Annotated in this window: 16 protein-coding genes; 8 read left to right on the top strand and 8 right to left on the bottom strand. The window is 73.4% G+C overall.

Annotation, left to right across the window (positions count from 1 at the left end):
• Positions 1-260: 260 nt before the first annotated feature.
• The 6 genes from mmsB to VKK44_RS10835 all read right to left on the bottom strand — a co-directional run bounded on the left by mmsB (position 261) and on the right by VKK44_RS10835 (position 9,592).
• Positions 261-1,511 (bottom strand): multiple monosaccharide ABC transporter permease, encoded by a 1,251-nt coding sequence (gene mmsB / locus VKK44_RS10860; RefSeq protein ID WP_343446781.1) that lies wholly within the window; start codon positions 1,509-1,511, stop codon positions 261-263.
• Entirely contained in the window at positions 1,508-3,046 is a 1,539-nt protein-coding gene (gene mmsA / locus VKK44_RS10855; RefSeq protein WP_343446780.1) for a multiple monosaccharide ABC transporter ATP-binding protein, read from the bottom strand. The genes mmsB and mmsA overlap by 4 nt, the downstream gene beginning before the upstream one ends.
• Positions 3,047-3,131: 85 nt before the next feature.
• On the bottom strand, positions 3,132-4,271 hold the full coding sequence (gene chvE / locus VKK44_RS10850) for a multiple monosaccharide ABC transporter substrate-binding protein (RefSeq protein WP_343446779.1): 1,140 nt from the start codon (positions 4,269-4,271) through the stop codon (positions 3,132-3,134).
• Positions 4,272-4,658: 387 nt separating this feature from the next.
• The gene (locus VKK44_RS10845; protein WP_343446778.1) at positions 4,659-6,023 is read right to left on the bottom strand and encodes an extracellular catalytic domain type 1 short-chain-length polyhydroxyalkanoate depolymerase; all 1,365 of its coding nucleotides are present in this window, start codon (positions 6,021-6,023) and stop codon (positions 4,659-4,661) included.
• Positions 6,024-6,108: 85 nt separating this feature from the next.
• Positions 6,109-7,473, bottom strand: a complete 1,365-nt coding sequence (locus VKK44_RS10840) for an endo-1,4-beta-xylanase (RefSeq protein WP_343446777.1) — start codon at positions 7,471-7,473, stop codon at positions 6,109-6,111.
• Positions 7,474-7,666: 193 nt separating this feature from the next.
• Positions 7,667-9,592 (bottom strand): AfsR/SARP family transcriptional regulator, encoded by a 1,926-nt coding sequence (locus VKK44_RS10835; protein ID WP_343446776.1) that lies wholly within the window; start codon positions 9,590-9,592, stop codon positions 7,667-7,669.
• A 204-nt stretch (positions 9,593-9,796) separates the two neighbouring features.
• Between VKK44_RS10835 and VKK44_RS10830 the strand changes: the two genes are divergently transcribed.
• Positions 9,797-10,720, top strand: a complete 924-nt coding sequence (locus tag VKK44_RS10830) for a hypothetical protein (RefSeq protein ID WP_343446775.1) — start codon at positions 9,797-9,799, stop codon at positions 10,718-10,720.
• Here the strand turns inward: VKK44_RS10830 and VKK44_RS10825 are convergent.
• A complete protein-coding gene (locus tag VKK44_RS10825; RefSeq protein WP_343446774.1) occupies positions 10,684-12,561 on the bottom strand; it encodes an AfsR/SARP family transcriptional regulator in 1,878 nt (625 codons plus the stop codon). The two genes, VKK44_RS10830 and VKK44_RS10825, sit on opposite strands and share 37 nt — an antisense overlap.
• 185 nt (positions 12,562-12,746) lie before the next feature.
• On the opposite strand from VKK44_RS10825, the gene VKK44_RS10820 reads away from it, so the two are divergent.
• The 7 genes from VKK44_RS10820 to VKK44_RS10790 all read left to right on the top strand — a co-directional run bounded on the left by VKK44_RS10820 (position 12,747) and on the right by VKK44_RS10790 (position 21,425).
• A complete protein-coding gene (locus VKK44_RS10820) occupies positions 12,747-13,679 on the top strand; it encodes an STM4015 family protein (RefSeq protein WP_343446773.1) in 933 nt (310 codons plus the stop codon).
• A gap of 42 nt (positions 13,680-13,721) precedes the next feature.
• Positions 13,722-14,804 carry an STM4014 family protein gene (locus VKK44_RS10815; RefSeq protein WP_343446771.1) on the top strand — a complete coding sequence of 361 codons (1,083 nt, stop codon included), beginning with the start codon at positions 13,722-13,724 and terminating at the stop codon, positions 14,802-14,804.
• A complete protein-coding gene (locus VKK44_RS10810; protein WP_343446770.1) occupies positions 14,792-15,595 on the top strand; it encodes an STM4013/SEN3800 family hydrolase in 804 nt (267 codons plus the stop codon). The genes VKK44_RS10815 and VKK44_RS10810 overlap by 13 nt, the downstream gene beginning before the upstream one ends.
• A complete protein-coding gene (locus VKK44_RS10805; protein ID WP_343446769.1) occupies positions 15,592-16,917 on the top strand; it encodes an STM4012 family radical SAM protein in 1,326 nt (441 codons plus the stop codon). Before VKK44_RS10810 ends, VKK44_RS10805 begins: the two co-directional genes overlap by 4 nt.
• Entirely contained in the window at positions 16,914-17,831 is a 918-nt protein-coding gene (locus VKK44_RS10800) for an STM4011 family radical SAM protein (RefSeq protein ID WP_343446768.1), read from the top strand. Before VKK44_RS10805 ends, VKK44_RS10800 begins: the two co-directional genes overlap by 4 nt.
• Before the next feature lie 226 nt (positions 17,832-18,057).
• Complete coding sequence (locus VKK44_RS10795; protein ID WP_343446767.1) at positions 18,058-19,524, top strand: arabinofuranosidase catalytic domain-containing protein; 1,467 nt, start codon at positions 18,058-18,060, stop codon at positions 19,522-19,524.
• 194 nt (positions 19,525-19,718) lie between these two features.
• The gene (locus tag VKK44_RS10790) at positions 19,719-21,425 is read left to right on the top strand and encodes a serine/threonine-protein kinase (protein ID WP_343446766.1); all 1,707 of its coding nucleotides are present in this window, start codon (positions 19,719-19,721) and stop codon (positions 21,423-21,425) included.
• A 6-nt stretch (positions 21,426-21,431) separates the two neighbouring features.
• Here the strand turns inward: VKK44_RS10790 and rph are convergent, their stop codons facing one another.
• Positions 21,432-24,035: a rifamycin-inactivating phosphotransferase gene (gene rph, locus VKK44_RS10785; RefSeq protein ID WP_343446765.1), complete on the bottom strand. Its 2,604-nt coding sequence runs from the start codon at positions 24,033-24,035 to the stop codon at positions 21,432-21,434.
• Between the last annotated feature and the right edge of the window lie 32 nt (positions 24,036-24,067).

Genomic DNA, 24,067 nt, shown 5'->3' with positions numbered 1-24,067 from the left:
CCCCGGCGGCCGGCGTACGGCGGCTCCAGTGATTTACGCGCTCTTATGTCAGCGATAACATCGGCGACGTCGCGCCACCCCTGGCGGACGACTCGCGACACCGCAGCGAGGCGGCAGCCGCCGCCGCCCCCGGCCGTCGCCCACCACCGGTACGCGGTGCGGAGCGGGTGCCCGCGGACGCGGCACCGGCCGGCGGTGGACCCGGACGGGAACGACGGAGAACGGCCGGCCGGACGGCGCCCCCCGTCCGGCCGGCCGGCTCAGCGACTGCCCGCCGCCCGGCGCTTGTTCCAGATGTCGAACGCCACGGCGGCGAGCAGCACCAGCCCCTTCACCACCGACTGGACCGACTGGTCGATGCCCATGAGCTGCATGCCGTTGCTCATCACCGCCATGATCAGGCCGCCCACCATCGCACCGACCACGGTGCCCACCCCGCCGGTGACCGCCGCGCCGCCGATGAAGGCCGCCGCGATCGCGTCCAGCTCGAACATGTTGCCCGCCGCCGGCTGGGCCCCGTTGGAGCGGGAGGAGTAGATCACGCCGGCCACCGCGGAGAGGAAGCCCATGTTGACGAAGACCCAGAAGTTGACCGTCTTCACCCGGACGCCGGACAACGTCGCCGCCGGCAGGTTGCCGCCGATCGCGTAGACCTGGCGACCGAAGACGGTACGGCGGGTGAGCAGGCCGTAGACGAGCACCAGCACGGCCAGGACGATCAGCACGATCGGCAGGCCACGCGCGTGCGCGAGCTGCCAGGCGAACCACATGACGACGGCGCCGACCACCGCCACCCGGAGCACGAAGAGCGGGAACGACTCCACCGGCTGCTCGTGGCGGACCCGGGCCAGCCGGGTCCGGAACACGCTCGCCGCGTACCCGACCACCGCGAAGACGCCGATGAACAGCGTGAACGCGTCGAAGCCCTGCCCGCCGAGCAGGCCGTTGAGGAAGCCGGCCGCGACCCGCTGGTACTCGGCCGGGAACGGCGACAGCGAGATGTTGTCCAGCACCCGCAGCGTCAGGCCGCGGAACAGCAGCATGCCGGCCAGGGTGACGATGAACGCCGGGATGCCGGCGTACGCGACCCAGAGACCGTGCCAGGCGCCCACCGCGACGCCCACGGCGAGCGCGGCGAGGATGCCGACCCACCACGGCATGCCCTCCCGGATCACCAGCACGGCGGAGACCGCGCCGGTGAGCGCCACCACCGACCCGACGGACAGGTCGATGTGCCCGCCGATGATCACGATGACCATGCCGATGGCGAGCACCAGGATGTAGGAGTACTGGAGCACGATGTTGGTGAGGTTGCCGGGGCTGAGCGAGACGCCGTCGGTGAGGACCGCGAACAGCGCGACGATCACCACCAGGGCGATGTAGATGCCGCTCTGCCGCAGGTTGCCCAGGATCAGCGTCCGTGGGTCACTGGTCCCGGTGTGCAGGGTGGCCGCCGCGCCGGGGTCGGGCGCGTCGACCTTCGGGGAGGTGGCGGGCTTCGTGCTGGTCATCCGACGAGATCCCTGTCCTTGGTCATGAGTTCCATCAGGTTCTCCTGGGTGGCGTCGCCCACCGGCACCTCGCCGGTGATCCGGCCGGCCGCCAGGGTGTAGATGCGGTCGCACATGCCGAGCAGTTCGGGCAGCTCGGAGGAGATGATGACGACGGCCTTGCCGTCCGCCACCAGGCGGTTGACGATCGTGTAGATCTCGAACTTCGCCCCGACGTCGATGCCCCGGGTCGGCTCGTCGAGGATCAGCACGTCCGGGTCGGTGAACAGCCACTTCGCCAGCACGACCTTCTGCTGGTTGCCGCCGGAGAGCTTGCCCACCACCGACATGACGCTCGGCGCCTTGATGTTCATGTCGCGCCGGCCCCGCTCGGCGACCTTGATCTCCTCGTTGCCGTCGATCCAGCCGTTGCGCGCGAGCTTGCCGAGGCCGGCGGCCGAGATGTTGCCCCGCACGTCGTCGATCAGGTTGAGGCCGTAGTGCTTGCGGTCCTCGGTCGCGTACGCGATGCCGTTCTCGATCGCCTCGGCCACCGTGCGGGGCCGCACCTGGAGGCCGTTGACGAAGATCCGGCCGGTGATGTCCCGACCGTACGCGCGGCCGAACACGCTCATCGCCAGCTCGGTGCGGCCGGCGCCCATCAGCCCGGCGATGCCGACCACCTCGCCGGCGCGGACGGTGAGCGAGGCGTGGTCCACCACCAGCCGGTCCTGGGTCGGGTGGCGGACCGTCCAGTCCTCGATCCGCAACACCTCGGGGCCGGGCGTCGACGTCCGGGTCGGGTAGAACGCCGCGAGGTCGCGACCGACCATGCCGCGGATGATCCGGTCCTGGGTCGCCGTGCCGTCGCCCATGTCGAGCGTCTCGACCGTACGGCCGTCCCGGATCACGGTCGTCGAGTCCGCGACCGCGGTGATCTCGCCCAGCTTGTGCGAGATCATGATGCAGGTGATGCCCTGGTCGCGGAGCCGCCGCAGCAGGTCCAGCAGGTGCGCCGAGTCGACGTCGTTGAGCGCCGCGGTCGGCTCGTCCAGGATGAGCAGCCGCACCTTCTTGGACAGCGCCTTGGCGATCTCCACGAGTTGCTGCTTGCCCACCCCCAGTTGGTGCACCGGGGTCACCGGGTTCTCGTGCAGCCCGACCGACCGCAGCAGCGCCGCGGCCTCCGCGTTGGTCCGGTGCCAGTCGATCAGCCCGCCGCGACCACGACGCTCGTTGCCGAGGAAGATGTTCTCGGCGATCGACAGGTACGGCACCAGCGCCAGCTCCTGGTGGATGATGACGATGCCGTGGGACTCGCTGTCCCGGATGCCCCGGAACCCGACCGGCTCGCCGTCGAGGACGATCTGCCCGTCGTAGCTGCCGGTCGGATACACCCCGGACAGCACCTTCATCAGGGTGGACTTCCCGGCCCCGTTCTCGCCGCAGATCGCGTGGATCTCGCCGCGCCGGACGGCGAGCGAGACGTCCTGGAGCGCGGCCACTCCGGGAAAGGTCTTCGTGATGTTCCGCATTTCGAGGATGTGATCGCTCATGGAAACCGTCCTGCTCGTGGCCGTCGCGTCGGTGCGCCGGCGGGCCCGGCGACGGGGTGCGTCACCGGGCCCGCCGGGAAGCGGCTCAGCCCGCCCGGCCGGCGGCGACCTCCTGGGCGGTCAGGTAGCCGGAGTCGATCAGCACCGACTTGATGTCGTCCTTGTAGACGGTCTGGACCGGCAGCAGGAACGCGGGCACGACCTTGACGCCGTTCTCGTACGCCTTGGTGTCGTTCGCCTTCGGCTCCTGCTTCTTCAGGAACGCCTCGGCGGCGACCACGGCCTGGTCGGCGAGCAGGCGGGTGTCCTTGAAGACGGTCGAGCTCTGCACCCCGTCGTTGATGAGCTTGACGGAGGCGACCTCGGCGTCCTGGCCGGTGACCACCGGCATCTTCTTGGCCCCGCCGCGGTAGCCGGCGTTCTGGAGGGCGGTGATGATGCCCCGGGACAGGCCGTCGAACGGCGACAGCACGCCGTCGACCTTGCTGCCGTCGTTGTAGCTGGAGGTGAGCAGGTCCTCCATCCGCTTCTGCGCGGTCTCCTGCTGCCAGCGCAGGATGGCCACCTGCTCGATCTTCGTCTGGCCGGACTTCACCTTCAGCGTGCCGGCGTCGAGGTAGGGCTTGAGCGTGTCCATCGCGCCGTTGAAGAAGAAGTGCGCGTTGTTGTCGTCGAGCGAGCCGGCGAACAGCTCCACGTTGAACGGGCCGGCCGCGCTGCCCTTCGCGCCGTCCTTGTTCTGCAACCCGAGGCCGACCAGGAGCGCGTTGGCCTGCGCCACGCCGACCTTGTAGTTGTCGAAGCTGACGTAGAAGTCGACGTTCGGGCTGTTGCGGATGAGCCGGTCGTAGGAGATGACCGGGATCTTCGCCGCCGCGGCGGCCTGGAGCTGACCGCTGAGCGCGGTGCCGTCGATCGGGGCGATCACCAGCACGTCCGCGCCCTGCGTGATCATCTGGTCGATCTGCTGCGACTGGGTGGGGATCTCGTCGCCGGCGTACTGCAGGTCGACCTTGTAGCCCTTGGCCTGGAGCTTCTCCTTCACCGCGTTGCCGTCGGCGATCCACCGCTCCGAGGTCTGGGTCGGCATCGAGACGCCGATCGTCAGGTCGCCGGGCTTGGCGGAGCTGGTGTCCCCGCCGCCGCCGGCACCCTCACCGCTGCATGCGGCCAGGCTGACGGCGATCGCGACGCCGCCGAGCGCGGCCAGAAATCGTCTGCGCACGAGCTTCCTCTCCCCTGCGTACTCACGGACCCACAGATAACCTCCTCGGAGTGTTAACGCTCACAAGATTCACCGTCAACCGATGACGCGAAATGCGCATGTCTCGGTCTCGTAACAAGGCGCGGCCAGGACCGGTGCGATTCATCCCTTATGTGCGACCCTCCCGGCGGTCCGGCCCCACCGCCATCGCATCACAACCAGTCACGCATTTCAATCCCCGAAGGGCGCGGGCCAGGGCCGGGACGGGACACGGCCCGGGACCTGCGGTGAGCGATAACAGGGACCGGCGCATCGAGGCAGGTCAGCACCCGGTTCCCCCGGGCGGGCCGGTGGACACGCTCCGGCGGTGCGACGACGCGTCGTCGCACCGCCGGAGCGGACGTGGGCTCAGCCGGCGGTGCAGGTCGGGGTCAGCCCCGACGCGCTGCCGTTGCCCTGGAACCCGAACTCGGTGCTCTGACCAGCCCCGAGCTGGCCGTTGTAGTCCACATTGACGAACCGCACCGTGCCGGTGGCACCACTGGCGGTCGCACTCCACGTGTTCGTCACACTCACCCCACCCGGCAACGTCAGACTCACCGTCCAACCCCGCGTACCAGCCGAACCCGCCGTCACCTTCACCGTCGCCACGAACCCACCGGTCCACGAGTTGAGCGACACCGACGCCGAACACCCACCTGTCCCCGGCGGCGGCGTCGTCGGGCTCGGCGGCGGCGTGGTCGGGCTCGGCGGCGGCGTGGTCGGGCTCGGCGGCGGCGTCGTCGGGCTCGGCGGCGGCGTGGTCGGGCTCGGCGGCGGCGTGGTGGGGCTCGGCGGCGGGGTGGTCGCCCCGGTGCCGTCGAAGCCGAGGAAGCGCACCGCCTGGGCGGCGTCGAACGGGATCGAGTGGCCGTAGCCCTGGAAGCTGATCGCCTCGACCGGCGGCGTCCCACCGGTGCCGCCGTAGCGGGTCCGGGTGGCGCTGGCCTGCGGGTAGTCAGTCATGCTCGGGGTCTGCGAGACGCCCAGCACGTTCGTCCACTGCTTGATCTGCTCGCCGAAGTTGACGTAGCTCAGCGTGGTGTCCGTGGTGCCGTGCCAGATCTGCATGCGGGGACGCCGGCCGGTGTAGCCGGGGTACGCGTTGCGGACCAGGTCACCCCACTGCTGCGGGGTCTTGGTGATCCGCCCGCCGGAGCACTCGCTGTTCCACTCCGAGCCGTTGGTGGTGGCGAAGCAGCCGAACGGCACGCCCGAGGAGCTGACCCCGGCGTGGAAGACGTCCGGGTACACGCCGGCCATCACGTTCGTCATCATGGCGCCGGACGAAGCGCCGGCGACGCCGATGCGGGCCGGGTCGACCGGGTAGCGGCCCGTCACGTAGTCGATCATCGACTTGAGACCGACCGGGTCGCTGCCGCCACCGCGCCGCAGCGCCTGCGGCGAGGAGACGTCCCAGCACTTGCTGCTGCGGGTCACCGACGGGTAGATCACGATGAACCCGTAGCGGTCGGCCAGCGGGCTGTAGCCGGAGCCGGTGTGCATGGCCGGACCGCTGCCGGTGCAGTAGTGCAGGACCAACAGCAGGGCCGGCCGGGCCGGGAGCCGGTCCGGCACGTACAGGTGCATCTGTAGGTTTGTCGGGTTGGTGCCGAAGTTGGTCACCTGGGTGAGCGCGGCGGCGGACGCCGGGCCGGCGGCGGTGACGACGGCGACCGCCGTCGTCAGGGCCGTCGCCAGCACGGCCGCGAACAGCGCGATCTTCGCTCTCATCGGCGTTTCCTCCAAGGCGGGGGGACGGGGCTTCAGGCCGCCGGCCCGGCCCCACGGTGCTCGCGGGGCCGGGCCGGCGACGGGCTCAGCCGGCGGCGCAGGTCGGGGTCAGCCCCGACGCGCTGCCGTTGCCCTGGAACCCGAACTCGGTGCTCTGACCGGCCCCGAGCTGGCCGTTGTAGTCCACATTCGCGAACCGCACCGTGCCGGTGCTACCACTGGCGGTCGCACTCCACGTGTTGGTCACACTCGCCCCACCGGGCAACGTCAGACTCACCGTCCAACTCCGCGTACCAGCCGAACCCGCCGTCACCTTCACCGTCGCCACGAACCCACCGGTCCACGAGTTCAGCGACACCGACGCCGAACATCCACCCGTCCCGGGCGGCGGCGTCGTCGGGTTCGGCGGCGGCGTGGTCGGGTTGCCCGGCGTCGTCGGCGGGGGCGTGGTCCCACCGGCGTTGAGCGCGTTCAGCACCGAGGTGTACGCGGCCTTCTTGTTGCCGGCGCAGTCGAAGAGCAGCGCGTTGTCCGAGCCGCGCCACGAGTCGCAGTCCCGCACGCCCCACACCGTGATGCCGGTGCAACGCGACACCGCCATGCAGGACCGGGTGACCGTGCCGAAGATGTTCGCCTGGTTGCCGCCGGTCGTCACGTCCAGCTCGGTGATCTGCACGTCCACGCCGAGGTCGGCGAAGCGCTGGAGGTTGGCCTGGTAGTCGCCCGGGATCGTGGTGCCCAGGTGCGACTGGAAGCCGACGCAGTCGATCGGCACGCCCCGGGACTTGAAGTCCCGCACCATGTTGTAGACGCCTGTCGACTTCGCGTTGATCCCGTCGGTGTTGTAGTCGTTGTAGCAGAGCTTCGCGCCCGGGTCGGCGGCCCGCGCGGCCCGGAAGGCCGCCTCGATCCAGTCGTTGCCGGTGCGCTGGAGGTTCGAGTCGCGGCGCCCACCGCTGCCACCGTCGGCGAACGCCTCGTTCACCACGTCCCAGGCGTAGATCTGGCCCCGGAAGTGCGTGGCGACCTGGGTGACGTGGTTGATCGCCGCGTTGCGCAGCGCGGTGCCGGACAGGCCCTGCGCCCAGCTCGGCTGCTGGGCGTGCCAGAGCAGGGTGTGGCCGCGCACGCTCATCCCGTTGGCCCGGGCGTGGCTGACCAGCCGGTCACCGCCGGTGTAGCTGAACCGCCCCTGCTGGGGCTCGGTGGCGTCCCACTTCATCTCGTTCTCGGGCACCACGGAGTTGAACTCGCGGTTCAGCACCGTCACGTACGTGTTGTCGGACAGCTTGCCGGTGGCGACCGCGGCGCCGAAGTAGCGGCCCTTCTCGGCCGCCGACGCGCCCAGGGTCGTGCCGGCGCTGGCGTGCGGGGCCAGCGCCACCGCCATGCCGGCGGCTAGCGCGCCGGCCAGCAGGCCGGTGGACAGCAGGGCTCTCGTGGGTCTCATGCGGATTCCTCTTCCGGGTTGCAGCGGTGGTGGTGCGACACCTCGTCCCGCTTCGGTGGCGGCGACGAGGGTCCGGCCAGCGCGGCTCGCCCGGTGAGCCTTGCGGTGCCTGTGCCCTGCCATCGACTGTGAGCGATAACATGCGGCGCGTCAAGACGCGGGAGGGAGACGGCTCCGGTCGGGGTGCCGCCGGTCAGCGGTCGCCGGCGGAGCCGGCCGGGCGCGCGGGGAGCGGCGCCGGCCAGCCCGCCCCACCCGACAGGACCGGCGCGGTGCCGGCCCGGCCCGGCTCGTCGGCGAGCAGCCGGGCGGCGAACTGATGCACGGTGCGCAGCATCGTGTAGGCGGGACGCGCCGCGTGGTGCCGCGCCGTCAGCAGCGACTTCGCCACCAGCCCGTCGAGCACGACCCGGGTACGCGGTCGCCACCAGGGCGCGGCGCCGCAGACCCGGTCCACCTCGTCCAGGCCGAAGCGCCGGGGCAGCCCGCCGAGGCGGACGAAGCACCAGCGCTCGGCCGGCGTCAGGCGGTCGAGGCTGCGGTGCAGCGCGGCGGACAACGATCGCGGGGACGCCGGCTGCCCGGGCCGCCGTGGCGGTTCCAGCGTGGTGAGTGGATCGTCCAGGTGGTGCAGCAGCTCGTCCAGGCTCTCGTCGGCCATCCGTTCCGCGGCCAGCTCGACGGCGAGCGGCAGCCGGTCGACCAGCCCGCAGATGGCGGCCACCGTGCCGACCTCCCCGATCCCCAGCTCGAAGCCGGGCCGGGCCTGGGCGGCCCGGCGGGCGAACAGCTGCACGGCGGGCATGCCGCGGTGCCCGTCCGGGCCGGTGGTCAGCGCCGGCAACGGCGGCAGCCGCCACACCGACTCGTAGGGCAGGCCGAGTGGCTCGCGTGAGGTGACCAGCACCCTGACCCGACGCCCGACCTGTACGACGTCGTCCACCAGGCCGGCGCAGGTGTCGGTGAGATGGTCGACGTTGTCCAGCACCAGCAGCAGGTGCCGGTCGACCAGCAGCCGGGGCACGGGCACCGGGTCCGGGCCGGGCCGGCGGATGCGTCGACGGATCGCCCGCACCGCGTCGGCGGGGGTACGGGCCGCGGCGAGGTCGACCGTCAGGACGCCGTCGGCGTACCCCCCGCCGACCCGGTGCGCGACGGCGGCGGCGAGCGCCGACTTGCCCCCGCCCGCCGGCCCGGCCACGGTGACCACCCGCTGCTCGACGAGCAGGTCGGACAACGCCGCGAGGTCGACCTCCCGGCCGATCAGGTCCGCGCCGCCCCGGGCCGGGTCCCGCCCGGACGGTCGCCGGTGCACCGCGCCGCCGGCCGGCAGCGGCGTCACGGGCCGGCCGGTGACGGGACCGCCCCGCAGCTCACGGCCGGCGGCGGCCAGCTCCGGACCGGGCTCGATGCCCAGCTCGGCGTTGAGCCGGGTGGCGATCTCGACGTACCGGTCCCGGGCGGTCGCCCGGCGGCCGGTCCGCGCCAGCACGGTGACGTACCCGGCCTGCACGGCCTCGTGCAGTGGCTCGGCGGCGGCGAGCCGCGCCGCGCCGGCCAGCACCTCGTCCGGCCGGTCGAGGTCCAGACCGAGACGGACCAGATCGAGGCAGGCGTTCACCCACTCCCGGCGGAGCGCGGCGACGGTCTCCGCCCCCGGCAGCAGTGCGCGCAGGTCGGTCAGGTCGGGATCGGACCAGCCGGCGACCGCGGCGGCCAGCAGTGCGAACGCGGTCGCCGCGTGGCCGCGGCGTGCCAGCACGCGGGCCGCCTCGGTGAGCCGACGGAACCGGGGCAGGTCGACCTGGTCCGGGTAGAGCTGGAGGCGGTACGCCCGGGGCGAGGAGACGATGACGTTGGTGCGGGCGTGCCGGGGCGACCCGGGCTCCAGCGCGCGACGTAACCGCGCCACGTAGGTGTGCAGGAGGCGGCTCCCGCTGGGCGGCGGACTGTCGCCCCAGAGCGACCGGGCGAGCGTCTCGATCGGAAGGTTCTCACCGACGTGGAGCGCCAGCACCGCCAGCAACGCGCGCTGCTTCGACGGCCCGAGAGCCACCGGCGTGACGCCGTCGTGGACCCGGACCGCGCCGAGCACGGTGACGGAGAAGTGCCGTTTCACCGACCGGTGGTCCTTCCCCTGACCTCTCCCTGTCTGCGTGTCAAGAATGCTGCATACCGCGCCTGCAAGGCTTCTTCATGTTTGCCGGCCCTGGCGCGGAACCTTCGGCGGCCCGGACGCGGACCGAGGGGAGCACCCACGTTCCCTCTCGGGCGTCCCGTTCCCCGCACCGTGCCACGGCTCCAGCTTCCGGGAGGATCGTCGATGACCACTCTCACCAGTCCCACCGCCCACCGCCCGCTCACCGGGGGACGCCACCCGGTCGCCGCGGTGGTGGCCGTGGCCGGGGGCCTGCTGCTCGCCATGCTCTGGTCGTTCGAGCTGGTCGACCACGTGATCGGTGACTCCGTCGCCAACTCCGTGCTCGGCACCGACGCCAAGCAGACCGTGATCGGCGGGTCCGCGGCCGGCGCCCTGTTCGCCTTCGTCTCCGGCTTCGCCGGCACGTTCACCGCCTGCAACATCGCCGTCTTCGGCGCGCTGCCGGACGTCGCCGGTCGGGCCGACGGGTCGCGTCGGGGCCGCGTCGCCGCCGTGCTGGCGCCGCTGGGCTGGTTGGCGGTCGGGCTGGTGTCGGTGGCCGCGGTGTACGGCTTCGTGGCCGTGCTGATCGGGTCCCGGCTCCCCCAGCTCTCCACCGCCACCGTCGGCTCCGGCTTCCCGGTCCGGCTGGTGCAGGCGTCCGTGGTGTTCGGGCTGATCGGCCTCGCGTTCGCCGCGCTCGGCCTGGCGGCGCTGGGGCTGCTCCCCGACCCGTTCGCCGGCCGGCCCACGGCCCGCCTGGTGACGCTCGGCGCCCTGGTCGGCGGTTTCCTGGTCGGGCGGCCGTACCCGCTGTTCCACAAGCTGCTGGAGCAGGCGGTGGACAGCCACAACCCGTTCTACGGCGCGCTGGCGCTGGTTCTCCAGTCGCTGGGCAACATCCTGGTGATGGTCGTGCTGGCGCTGCTGCTGGTGCTGGGCACGCGCGGCGGCGTGCAGCGGTGGCTGTCCCGGCCCGGCCGGGCCGGCCTGCTGGTCGGCGTCGCGCTGCTGGTGCTCGGCGCGTTCCTGGTCTTCTACTGGGACGTGCGGCTGCCCGCCCGGTTCGGTTACGGCTGGTTCCCGACCATGCCCTGGAACGCCTGATGCTCGTCGTCCCGGTCGCACCCACCGGCCGCGGCCACCGCAACGGTGCGCAGCAGCCGGTAGCGGGGACCGGCCGGGCCCGGTCCCGGCTCCAGCAGGGAGTCGCCGGCCAGCCGGTCGAGCACGGCGCCCACCTCGGCGGCCGGGACGACACCGGCGCAGCGCGCGACCGCGTCGTCGTGGGAGAAGCACCGCTCCCCCTGGCCCAACCGGGCCAGGCACGCCCGGTCGGCCGGGCGCAGCGGGGCCAGGCTGCGCCGCAGTGCCGAGGCGAGCGACCGGTGGTGCCGCGGGTGTCCCCGCCGCCGCGGTCGCAACAGGTCGAGCGGGTCGGCGACCCGCCGGAGCACGCCGTCGAGACTGTCGGTGTAGAGGCAGGCGGCGGCGAGTTCCACTGCCAGCGGCAGCCCGTCCAGCTCGCGGCAGATCCGGGCCACCGTCGGACCGTCGGCGGGCGACAGCCGGAAACCGGGGCGTACCAGCCGGGCCCGGTCGACGAAGAGACGCACCGCCGGGTTCGCGGCCAGCGCGTCCGCGTCCGCCGGCCCGGGCACCGGTAGGGGACCGAGCCGGAACACCGCCTCGCGGGCGAGCCCGGGTCGTCGGCGGGAGGTGACCAGCAGGGCCGTGCGGGGGCAGCGGCGCAGCACGTGCTCGATCATCTCCCCGGCGTGCGCGCCCAGGTGCTCGACGTCGTTGAGCACCAGCAGCATCCGGCGCTCCCCCACGGCGTGCAGCGGATCGGCGGTGGCCGTCAGCTCCAGCGTCTCGGCGAGCAGGCGCAGCACCGCGCCGCAGTCCGGCGCCTCGGCCGCGTCGACGGCGGCGACGCCGTCCGGGAACGCGGCGGCGACCCGTTCGGCGACCGCCAGCCCGGTGGCGGACTTGCCGCAGCCGGCCGGGCCGACGATGGTCACGTGCCGGTGCGCCACCAGCAGCGTGGCGCACCGGGCGACCTCGGCGTCGCGGCCGATCAGCGGTCCGATGGCCGGCCCCGGCCCGCGCCAGGCGGGCGGCCGTCCGGTCTGCGGCCGGGTCGGGGGGCGGGTGTGCGCCGGCGCCGGTTCGTCCCCGGCGCACAGCAGCGCGGCGTGCATGCGGCGCAGTTCCGGCCCGGGCTCCACGCCCAGCTCGGCGCGCAGCCGGGTCCGGACGTCGAGGTAGTGGTGCGCGGCGGCGGCCCGCTGGCCGCTGTGCGCGAGCACCTCCAGGTAGCGGGCCTGCACCGCCTCCTGCAACGGCTCGGCGGCGGCGAGCCGCTCGACCACCGGCAGCACCTGCGAGGTCCGGCCCAGGTCGATCGCCACCGAGGCGTGCAGCAGGCCCGCGTCGACCCAGTCGCCGCGCAGCGCGGTGACGTGCCGCGGACTGGCCAGCAGGCCGGCGAGGTGGGCGAGCGTGGGGTCCTGCCACAGGTCGAGCGCGGTGGCGAGCAGCTCGAACGCGTCGTCGAGCGCGCCGACCGCCCGCCGGCCGCGGGCCCGGCCGAGCAGTTCCCGGAACAGGGACGCGTCGACGTCCTGCGGGGGCACGTCGAGCCGGTAGCCGCCGGGCACCGACGCGATGACGTTGGTGCGGGCCCGTGGCGCGGTGTCGGGCTCCAGCACCTGGCGCAGCCGGGCGACGTACGTCCGGATGAGGTGTGCGCCGCTGGTCGGCACGTCGTCGCCCCAGAGCGCCTCGGTGAGCGCGCCCAGCAGGACCGGCTGCCGGGGTTGCAGGGCGAGGTAGCCCAGGACCGCACGTTGACGGGAGGGACCCAACGGGATCTCCGCCGTGCCGCGGAGCGCGGCGACCGGGCCCAGCACCTTGATCCGGACAGTGTCCACGGCAGCGGCCATGTACGCCTCCCCCCACCGGCAGGCTAGGCGACCGGCAGGAGGCTGTCCATGACGGAATGCCACCCACAGGTAACCCACCGCACACATTCCCACTCCTGCGCACCACAGGAGTGCGTCGCCCTCGTCGTGTCGGGGCCACCTGTTACGGTTCCGCCGCCCTTGCCGCTGCCGCACCGGAGGTTGGTGTGATCAATTCGCACGTCTCGTCGTTCGCCGGGTTGCCGGTCCTGCCGTTCACACCGGGCATGGCGCTGCCGGACGATCCGGCCGCCGTGGCCTGGCGGTTGGAGGTCGAGGAGTTCGACGCCGACCCGGCGGAGTTCGCCGGCCTGGTCCGCGCCATGCTCGACGAGGTGCCGGCCGAGGCGGTGCGCGCCGTGGTGGTGGGCGAGTGGGGCGCGGCGTACGAGCGCGCGCTGCCGGTGGAGCTGCTGGCCGACGCCGCGTCGCGGTGGACCGGGCTGCGGGCGTTGTTCCTGGCCGACCTGGTCGGCGAGCAGTGCGAGATCTCCTGGCTGTCCCACGGGGACGTCACCCCGTTGCTGGCCGCCTACCCGACGCTCGAGGTGCTGTGGATCCGCGGCGCCCAGGGCCTGCGGCTGGAGCCGGTCCGGCACACCGGGCTGCGCGAGCTGCGGATCGAGTCCGGCGGCCTGCCGGCTGAGGTGGTGCGGGCGGTCGCGGCGTGCGACCTGCCGGCGCTGCACCGGCTCGACCTGTGGCTCGGCGTCTCCGAATACGGCGGCGACGCCACCGTGGACGACCTGGCCGCGCTGCTGACCGGCGACCGGCTGCCGGCGCTGCGGCACCTCGGGCTGTGCAACGCGGAGCACGCCGACGCGATCGCGGCGGCGGTGGCCGACGCGCCGGTGGTCGGCCGGTTGGAGGTCCTCGACCTGTCCATGGGCGTGCTGGGCGACACCGGCGCGGCGGCGTTGCTGGCCGGTCAGCCGCTGACCCACCTGCGCCGGCTCGACCTGCACCACCACTTCCTGTCCGAGCCGGTGGCCGCGTCGGTGGTCGCCGCGCTGCCGGGCGTCGAGGTCGACGTCGCCGACGCGCAGACCGCCGACAAGTACGACGGCCGGTACTACTACTTCACCGCGGTCGGGGAGTGACCGGCGGCGGTCGCCACCGGCAGCCGGCGGTGGCGTGGTGACATGCGGCTGACCGTGGTGGGCAATCCCGCGAACCGCCGGGTGGCGCTGTTCACCCGGGCGGTGCGCGCCGCGGCCCTGCCCACCCCCGACGTCCTGCCCTGGGCCGACGTGCTGACCGGGGCCGCGCCGCCGCCGGCCGCCGACGCGCTGGTGCGGGTCGACTCCCCGGGCGAGGACCCGCTGGTCGACCGGCTGCTGCGGCGCTCGCCCACCGCCGCCCGGCACGGCGAGCTGATCGGCCTCGCCGACGCGTACGCCGGTCTGGTGGCCGGGCTCGACCGGGTCGCCGCCGGCGGCGCGGAGCTGCTGAACCGGCCGGCGGACGTCGCGGTCCTCTGCGACAAGCGGCTTTGCCACGCGGTGCTGTCGGCGGCCGGCGTGCCGGTGCCGCCCGCGCTGCCGCCGGTCGGCGGCTATGCCGCGCTGCGTGAGGCGATGGCGGCGACCGGTTGGCGACGGGTGTTCGTCAAGCCGGCGCACGGGTCCTCCGCCGCCGGGGTGCTCGCGGTCGCGGTCGGCCCGCGCGGCGTGCAGGCCGACACCACTGTCGAGCCCACGCCGGACGGGTTGTTCAACTCGTTGCGGGTGCGCCGCCACACCGACGAGGCGACGATCGCCGCGATCGTCGACCGGCTGGCCCCGGACGGGCTGCACGTCGAGCGGTGGCTGCCCAAGGCCGGCCTGCGGGACCGGGTGGTCGACGTGCGGGTGCTGGTGGTGGCCGGACGGCCGACGCACACGGTGGTGCGCGCCGCCCGGGGGCCGCTGACCAACCTGCACCTCGGCAACGCCCGGGGCGACCTGGCCGAGCTGCGGGCCGCGGCCGGGCCGGCGGCCTGGTCGGCGGCGATGGAGAGCTGCGAGCGGGTCGCCGCCTGTTTCCCCGGCTCGCTGCACGTCGGCGTCGACCTGATGTTCCTGGCCGGGTGGCGGCGGCACGCGGTCGCCGAGGTGAACGCGTTCGGCGACCTGCTGCCCGGCGTGTTGGCCGACGGGCGGGACAGCTACGCCGAGCAGGTGCACGCGCTGACCACCGGCCGGTGGCGGCGGTGGCGGGCGGGGGTGGCCGCGTGCGCGGCCTGATCGGCAGCCACGACCTGCTCCTGGTCACACTGGACACGCTGCGCCACGACGTGGCCGCCGAACTGGTCGCGGCGGGGCGGACGCCACGGCTGGCCCGGGCGCTGCCCGGCGGGCGGTGGGAACGGCGGCACTCCCCCGCCAGTTTCACCTACGCCGCCCACCACGCGTTCTTCGCCGGTTTCCTACCCACTCCGACCACACCGGGGCCGCACGAGCGGCGGTTCGCGGCGGCGTTCCCCGGCAGCGAGACCGCCGGCGCGGACACCTGGGTGTTCGACGCCCCGGACCTGCCGACCGCGCTCGCCGCGGTCGGCTACCACACGCTCTGCCTGGGCGGGGTCGGGTTCTTCAACCGGCGCAGCCCGCTCGGCGCGGTGCTGCCCGGCCTGTTCGCCGAGGCGCACTGGGAGCCGGAGTTCGGCGTCACGTCCCCCACCTGCCTGGACGCCCAGCTCGACCGGCTGGCCGAGGTGCTCGCCCGGGTGCCGGCGGCCCGGCCGCTGTTCACCTTCCTCAACGTCGCCGCGCTGCACCAGCCCAACCGGCACCACCTGCCCGGCGCGCAGGCCGACAGCCGGGCCAGCCACGCCGCCGCCCTGGAGTACGTCGACGGCCGGATCGACCGGCTGTTCCGGCTGGTCACCGGCCGGGGCCGGCCGGTGTTCACGATCATCTGTTCCGATCACGGCACCGCCTACGGGGAGGACGGCCACACCGGCCACCGGATCGGCCACGACGTGGTGTGGACCGTCCCCTACGCCGACTTCACCCTGCATCCGGGAGAATGGTGACCAGCACCGATCCGAGCCTCGACGGCTCCGCCTACCAGCAGTACCTCTACGCGTACCCGCACAAGACCTCCTACCGGCCGCTGCGGCCCCGGCCCCGGCTGGCCGACGTGTGGCGCACCGAGGCGCGCGACGCGCTCTTCCTCTACCTGCACGTGCCGTTCTGTGAGATGCGGTGCGGCTTCTGCAACCTGTTCACCCGCGCCAACGCGCCTGCCGAGCAGGTCACCGCGTACCTGCGCCAGTTGCGCCGGCAGGCCGAGCGGGTCGCCGGGGCGCTCGGCGACGACGCCGGTTACGCCCGCGCGGCGTTCGGCGGCGGCACCCCCACCTACCTCACCGCCGACGAGCTGACCGCGCTGTTCGCCGTCGCCACCGACACGCTCGGCGCGCGCCTGCCGGGCGTGCCGCTGTCGGTGGAGACGTCGCCGGCCACCGCCACGCCGGACCGCCTCGCGGTGCTCGCCGCGCACGGCGCCACCCGGGTGAGCATCGGCGTGCAGAGCTTCCTCGACGTCGAGGCCCGCGCCGCCGGTCGGCCGCAACGCCGCGCCGAGGTGGAGGCCGCGTTGGCGGCGATCCGGGACGCGCGGATCCCGTCGCTGAACATCGACCTGATCTACGGCATCGACGGGCAGACCGCCGGCACGTGGCGGCAGAGCCTGGACGCGGCGCTGGCCTGGCGGCCGGAGGAGCTGTTCCTCTACCCGCTCTACGTCCGGCCGCTGACCGGCCTCGGGCGGCGGGCGCACGCCCGCGCCGACTGGGACGCCCAGCGCCTCGCGCTCTACCGGCAGGCGGTGGAGACGCTCGGCGCGGCCGGCTACCGGCAGGAGTCGATGCGCCAGTTCCGCCGCGCCGACGCACCGGCTCCGGACGGCCCGGGCTACTGCTGCCAGGACGACGGCATGGTCGGGCTGGGCTGCGGCGCCCGCTCCTACACCTCCGCGTTGCACTACTCCTTCGACTACGCGGTGAGCGTCACCCAGGTGCGCGCGGTCCTGGACGACTACCTGGGCCGGCCCGCCGACGACTTCGCGTACGCCGAGTTCGGTTTCCGGCTGGCCGGCGCGGAGCAGCGTCGCCGCTGGCTGCTCACGTCGCTGCTGCGCGCCGACGGCGTGGACGCCGACGCCTACCGGGCCCGCTTCGGGCGCGGGCCGGTCGACGACTTCCCGCAGCTCGGCCGGCTCGTCGAGCGGGGCTGGGCCACCGACGGCGGGCTGCGGCTGACCGCTGCCGGGCTGGCCCGCTCCGACGCCGTCGGCCCGTGGCTGACCTCCGCCGAGGTCCGGCACGCGATGACCGGGTACGCGCTGCGGTGACCCTGTCGATCCTCTACCGTGGCCCGCTGGCGAGCTGCAACTACGACTGTCCCTACTGCCCGTTCGCGAAGCGGCACGACCCGCCCGAGCTGCTACGCGCCGACCGGGCGGAGCTGGCCCGGTTCACCGGCTGGGTCGCGGCGACCACCGACGTACGGCTGTCGGTGCTGTTCACGCCGTGGGGCGAGGCGCTGACCCGGAGCTGGTACCGGGAGGCGATGGTGTCGCTGTCGCACCTGTCGCACGTGGACCGCGTGGTGGTGCAGACCAATCTCGCCGCCCGCGTCGACTGGTTGGCCGACGCGGATCCCGGTTCGGCAGCGCTCTGGACGACCTACCACCCGGGGCAGGTCGAGCGGGCGCGGTTCCTGCGCCGCTGCGCGCGCCTGGGCGAGCTGGGCATCCGGTACTCGGTCGGGGTGGTCGGCCTGCCCGAGCACCTCGACGAGGCGCGGGCGTTGCGGGCCGCGTTGCCGCCGGCCGTCTACCTGTGGGTCAACGCGGCCGAGGGCCGTCGTTACGACGCCGAGGAGGAGGCGACCTGGACCGCGCTGGATCCGCACTTCGGCTACAGCGTCCGGCCGCACCTGTCGCTCGGCCGGCCCTGCCACGCCGGTGAGACCGCCGTCTCGGTGCTCGGCGACGGCACGGTCCGCCGCTGCCACTTCATCCCCGCCCCGATCGGCAACCTCTACGACGGGTCGTGGCGGGCGGCCCTGAAACCCCGGGCGTGTGGCGTCGCGGTCTGCGACTGCCACATCGGGTATGTCCACCTCAAGCCGCTCGGCCTGCGTGACGTCTTCGCCGGTGGGGTGCTGGAACGCATCCCCGCCGTCTGGCCGCCGGCGGCCTCGACGCGTCGCGCTGACGGCTGGCCGAAACGGCTCCGCCCATTGACAGGAAACCGATGTTAACGAAAACATTGACGGGTTCCTCTTCGAGAGGACACCGGGAGCTCAGCGCATCGCACCGCCGCCGGTCCAGGGCAGACCGGCGCTGCTCGGGACAGCCGACCGAGGGACGGCAGGGGTGTCGACAACCGGCCGTTCCTGGCGCGCGGCTTGCATCAACGAATGATGTGAGCGCTAACTCCACCTCGGTCGGTCGTCGCCACCCCCACTCACGGACCGGGAGGTCCCCGTGCGTCTCACGCACCATTCCCGCCGCCGGGCGGCGTTGGTCGCCGCCGTCACCACACTCACGCTCACCACCGCCGGCCTCACCGCCACCCAACTCCCCGCCGCCGCCGCCACCGGCTGCGCGGTCACCTACACCGTCTCCTCGTCCTGGTCCGGCGGGTTCGGCGCGAACGTCTCCGTCACCAACCTCGGCGACCCGGTCAACAGCTGGCGGCTGACCTGGAACTTCACCGCCGGCCAGACCGTCACCCAGTACTGGAACACCACGCTCACCCAGACCGGCGCCGCCGTCACCGCCGCCAACGTCTCCTACAACGGCACCATCCCCACCGGCGGCAGCACCAGCTTCGGCTTCAACGGCTCCTGGACCGGCAGCAACCCGGCACCCACCAGCTTCGCCCTCAACGGCACCACCTGCACCGGCGGCGTCACCACCCCACCACCCACCACGACCCCACCGCCCACCACCCCACCACCCACCACGACCCCACCGCCCACCACGCCACCGCCGGGCGGCGACGGGCCGTGTGACATCTACGCCGCCGGCGGCACCCCCTGCGTCGCCGCGCACAGCACCACCCGGGCGCTGTTGCGCGCCTACGGCGGCCGGCTCTACCAGGTCCGCCGCGCCTCCGACAACACCACCCGCGACATCACCACGCTCACCACGGGCGGCCCCGCCAACGCCGCCGCGCAGGACTCGTTCTGCGCCAACACCACCTGCGTCATCACCTGGATCTACGACCAGACGACCCGCGGCAACAACCTCGGCTATCAGGGGCCCGGCGGCATCGGGGGCGCGGTCCAGCCGGCCGTCGCGAACCGGGAGTCGGTCACGGTCGGCGGCGCGAAGGCGTACTCGCTGTTCATCCCCGGCAACAGCAGTTACTGGCGGGACGGTCACCTGACCGGTGTCCCCACCGGCAGCGCGCCCGAGGGCATGTACATGGTCACCAGTGGCACGCACGTCAACAGCGGCTGCTGCTTCGACTACGGCAACAGCGAGACCAGCCGGCGGGCCGACGGCGCCGGCGCGATGGACGCGATCAACTTCAGCACGAGCTGCTGGTTCGGCGGCTGCTCCGGCAGCGGCCCCTGGGTCCAGGCCGACCTGGAATGGGGCCTCTTCCCCGGCGGCAGCTCGTCCTGGAACCCCAACCAGCGCGCCTTCACCAGCAAGTTCGTCACCGCGACGCTGAAGAACAACGGCACCTCACGGTTCGCCATCAAGGGCAGCAACGCCCAGTCCGGCAACCTCTACACGCTCTACGACGGCTCGCTGCCACCCGGCTACAGCCCGATGAAGAAGCAGGGCGCGATCATCCTGGGCAGCGGCGGCGACTGCTGCATCGACAACCGGAACCAGAGCGTCGGCACGTTCTACGAGGGCGCCATGGTCGCCGGCTACCCGTCGGACGCGACCGAGAACGCGGTCCAGGCCAACGTCGTGGCCGCCGGCTACCGCTGAGCCGATCCGGCCGCCGCCCGATCCCACGGGGGGCGGCCGGATCACGGGCGGACCGGTCGCCCTTGGACGGGACGCCGCACGCCGGGCGGGCGCGGGACGGGCGGTAGGCTGCGGGCGGTCGTCGGGTGTCCGAAGGGGAACTGCGTGACAGGCGTGTCGGTTCGCGGGGCGGTTGCGGCCTGCGGAGGCCCGGAGTGAGCGAAGGGCTGCGTCCCGGTGACCCCGTCCGGCTCGGTGGGTACGAACTGCTCGGCCGGCTCGGCGAGGGTGGCATGGGCAGCGTGTTCCTGGCCCGGTCGCCGCAGGGCCGGCGGGTGGCGGTCAAGGTGGTCCGCGCCGAACTGTCCCACCACGACGAGTTCCGGGGCCGGTTCCGCAGTGAGGTGAACCGGGCCCGACAGGTGCCGTCGTTCTGCACCGCCGAGGTGCTGGACGCCGACCCGGACCACGACCCGCCGTACCTGGTGGTGGAGTACGTCGACGGGCCCAGCCTGGTGCAGGTGATCCGGGAGAAGGGGCCGATGACGGCGGCCGGCGTGCACGGCATCGCGGTCGGGGTGGCCACCGCGCTCACCGCCATCCACGGCGCCGGCGTGATCCACCGGGACCTGAAACCGGCAAACGTCCTGGTCGCGCCCGGCGGGATCAAGGTCATCGACTTCGGCATCGCCCGTGCGTTCGAGGCCACCAGCCAGCACACCCGGACCAACCAGATGGTCGGCACCGTCGCGTACATGGCCCCGGAGCGGTTCGAGACCGCGTCCGGCCAGCGCACGGGCCCGGCCGCGGACATCTTCGCCTGGGGTGCCGTGGTCGCCTTCGCCGCGACCGGTCATACTCCGTTCGAGGGTGAATCCGCCACCGCCACCGCGATGCGGATCATGACCCAGCCGCCGGACCTGACCGGTCTGGACGGGCCGCTCCGGGAGCTGGTCTCCCGCGCGTTGGAGAAGGATCCGGCCGATCGGCCCACGGCCCGGGAGCTGCTCGACGGCCTGTTGACCGCGGCCCACCCGGCGGGCGAGTCCGCCGGTCGGACCTCGGGCCCGGGTGCGCCGGCCGGCGCCGGCGCGAAACCCGCGGCCCTCCCCGGAACGGGCGGCGGCTCCGGAACGGGAGGCGGCTCCGGGACGACGGGCGGCGGCTCCGGGACGACGGGCGGCGGCTCCGACGGCACGGACCAGACCGGCCCGGCGGGCTCCGGCGCGGACACGAAGCGTCGCCGCCGACTCATCGGGCTGGCCGCCGGCGCGGCGGTGACGGCGGTGCTGGTGCCGGCCGCGATGTTCGGCCCGGACCTGGTGCGTGACCGGTCCGGCTCGACGCCAACCGGCTCGCCCGGCGCCGGCACGCCGTCCGCGGCGGCGGCGACCGGCGGGCCGACCACCGGCGGCACCCCCTCCGCAACGCCGACGTCCCGCGCCCCGGGCGGGTCGCCGTCGGCGGCGGCCGACCGCACCCGGGCCATGCTGGCCGGGCAGCGACGGCTCCTGCTGCACGTGGTGGAGATCGACCGGGACCTGTCGCTGCCGTTCGACGGCACGCTCACGGTCGGCGACGGCACCGGCCGGGACGCGCTCTTCGTGCTCGAGCCGGTCGGTGTCGACTACATGATCAGGTCGGTGAACCCGGACATCGCGCACCGTCCGTGCCTCGGCGTCAAGCTCGACGCCGAGGGGTACGCGTCCCTGGTGGGCGCCGAGTGCGAACCCACCGGGGCCACCGTGTTCGGGATCTCCCGCGAGGGCAAGGACGACAAGGGCCGCACCTCCTACTCGATCATCAACGAGAAGTACGGCCTGGTGCAGTGGGACGACACCGAGAAGGAGATCTACGTCCAGGAGATGGGCGACGCCCCGATCGACACCACGTTCAGCCTGGTCGACCGGGGCGCCGCCTGATCCGGGTCAGGGCAGCAGCTCGACGTACCCGCCGGAACCGTGCACGCGGATCCGCTGCCCGTCCCGGATCAGCCGGGTGGCCCGCTCCACGTTCACGACGGCCGGCAGGCCGTATTCCCGGGCGATGACCGCGCCGTGGGTCATCGGACCGCCCACCTCCGTCACCAGTCCGGCCACGGCGACGAACAGCGGCGTCCAACTGGGGTCCGTGTGGACCGTGACGAGGATGTCGCCCGGCTCGAGGTCCGCGCCGGCCAGGTCGAGGACGACCCGGGCCCGTCCCTCCACCGTCCCGGCCGACACCGGCACGCCGGCCAGGGCGCCGCTCGGCACGTCGTCGCGCCGGTACGCCCCGTGGACGGCTTCGCCGTCGGAGGTGAGCACGCGGGGTGGCGTGAGCGCCTGGTGGGACCGGAACGTCTCCTTGCGCTCGCGGATGAGCCGCGCGTCCACCCGGCGCGTCCGCACCGCGTCGCGGAACTCCTCGAAGGTCAGGAAGAAGACGTCCTCCCGGTCGGGCAGCACGCGGTCCCGCACCAGCCGGTCGGCCTCGGCCATCAGCGCCTGCTTGTAGACGAAGTAGCGGCTCACGATGGCGTACTTCGGGTATTCCCGATAGCCGATGAAGGTGCGGACCCGGTCGATCATCCGCTGGGTCTCGTCGGCCTTCCGGTCCCCGTCCGGCAGGGCCCGGAGCCGGTCGAGCACCTCCCCGGCCTTCCGCTGCACCGCCTGCCGGCCCTGCGCGAAACGCCGTCCGGCGGCGCCCGGCGCGAAGTTCCGGACGTGGTCGAGGATCAGCGGTACGAGGGTGGCCGGACGTTCGCTCCACCGCGGTCGGGTGATGTCGATCTCGCCGACGCAGCGCATGCCGTACCGGTCGAGGTAGTCCTGGACGGCGTCGTGTGCCTCGCGCCCGCCCGGAAGCTTCGGCAGCTCGTCCAGGAAGCCGTCGTCGTCCGCGGCGTCCCGCAGGAACGCCACCACCTCGGGGTGGGGGCGGATCACGTCGGCGACGTCGAGCAGCGCCAGCCCCATCTCCGAGGTGACGTTGCCGGGGGCGGACAGCGTGAGCGTGTCGGCCGCGTTCCGCTCGCCCAGCCACTCCCCCAGCTTGTCGTTGAGCCACCAGGTGGCCTCCATCCCGGCCATGATCGCCTGCATGTTCACCGGATCGGCGAGGGCCCGCTTGTGCTCCGGGAACGCCTCCTCCACCAGGAAGTCGAACAGCGCCGGCCCGGTCCGGGTGCCGATGTCGCGCCGCAGCGCGGCGATGCTGGCCCGGCTGCGCTCGATCAGCGCCGTGACGACCGCCGGATCGGTCTCGATCGTCGCCGGCGGCAGGCCGGGCGGCGGACCCGAGGGGCCGTCGTCCGACGACGTCGCCACGACGTCGCCGCGTTCCAGGATCGTCTCCACCGCGTCCCTGGTCAGCGGATCCGATCTCGTCATCAGGTCCAGGAAGGCGGCCCGGCCGGTCGGCGTGGCCAGGTGTCGGGTGGCGTCGACGAACAGCCGGCCACCGGCCTCGTGCATCGGCGCCATGGCGGTGAGCTGCCACATCGACAGCCCCAACGGCTTCATCGCGTCGGTCATCATCTGCTGGTGCCCGACCGAGAGGTAGACGTGGTTCTCCCCGTCGTCGACCACCGGGACCGGGAACAGCGTGGTGATCGGGCGGCTCTGGAGGATGTGGGCAGCGCCGTCGGCCAGGGCCCACTCCACGTCCTGCGGGCCGCCGAAGCGTGCCTCGATCCGCCGCCCGAGCCGGACGAGTCGGACGAGCTGTGCGTCTGTCAGCGCGGGCTGTTCCCGCCGGTCCGGATCGACCGCCTCCACCCGCGTCCCGCCGCCCGGCACGGGGCGGACGGCCCGAAGCTTGGTGGCGATGGTCCGGGAGACGACCCGGTCGTCCCGCACCGTGAACACGTCCGGTGTCACCAGACCGGAGACCAGGGCCTCGCCCAGCCCGAACCCGGCGTCCACGGAGGCGACCTTCCGGTTCCCGGTGACCGGGTCGGCGGTGAACAGGATGCCGGCCGCGTCCGGGAGGACCATCCGCTGCACGACCACGGCCATCTGCACCGTACGGTGATCGATGCCGTTGCGCAGGCGGTAGGTCACCGCCCGCTCGGTGAACAGCGACGCCCAGCACCGGCCGACGCGGACGAGGATCTCGTCCGCGCCCACCACGTTGAGGTAGGTGTCCTGCTGGCCGGCGAAGGAGGCCGTCGGCAGGTCCTCCGCGGTCGCGCTGGACCGCACGGCGTAGGCGGCGTGCGCGCCGAGCCCGGCCAGCGCCCGGGTGACCGCCGCCGCGACCTCGCCCGGCACGGCCGCCTCCTCGACGACGCGGCGGAGCTCGGCGCTGACCGTGCGGATCGCCCGCCGGTCGTCGGGGCGCAGCCGGCAGAGCCGGTCGAGTGGCTCGCCGAGCGCCGGCAGATCCGCCAGGGCACGCCGGTACGCGTCGGTGGTCACGCAGAAGCCGGCCGGCACGCTCACCCCGTCGATCCGTGACAGCGCCCCGAGGTGCGCGCCCTTGCCACCGACGGTCGCGATCTGTCCCTCGTCGATCTCGTCGAACCCGACCACGTAGTGTCCGGCCATCATCGTTCCCCGTTTCCCCAGCTCATCAGCGT

It is taken from the genome of Micromonospora sp. DSM 45708 (assembly GCF_039566955.1).
Taxonomy (GTDB): Bacteria; Actinomycetota; Actinomycetes; order Mycobacteriales; family Micromonosporaceae; genus Micromonospora.
The sequence above is the reverse complement of the archived record's forward strand: the minus strand, read 5'-3'. Positions and strand labels throughout refer to the sequence as shown.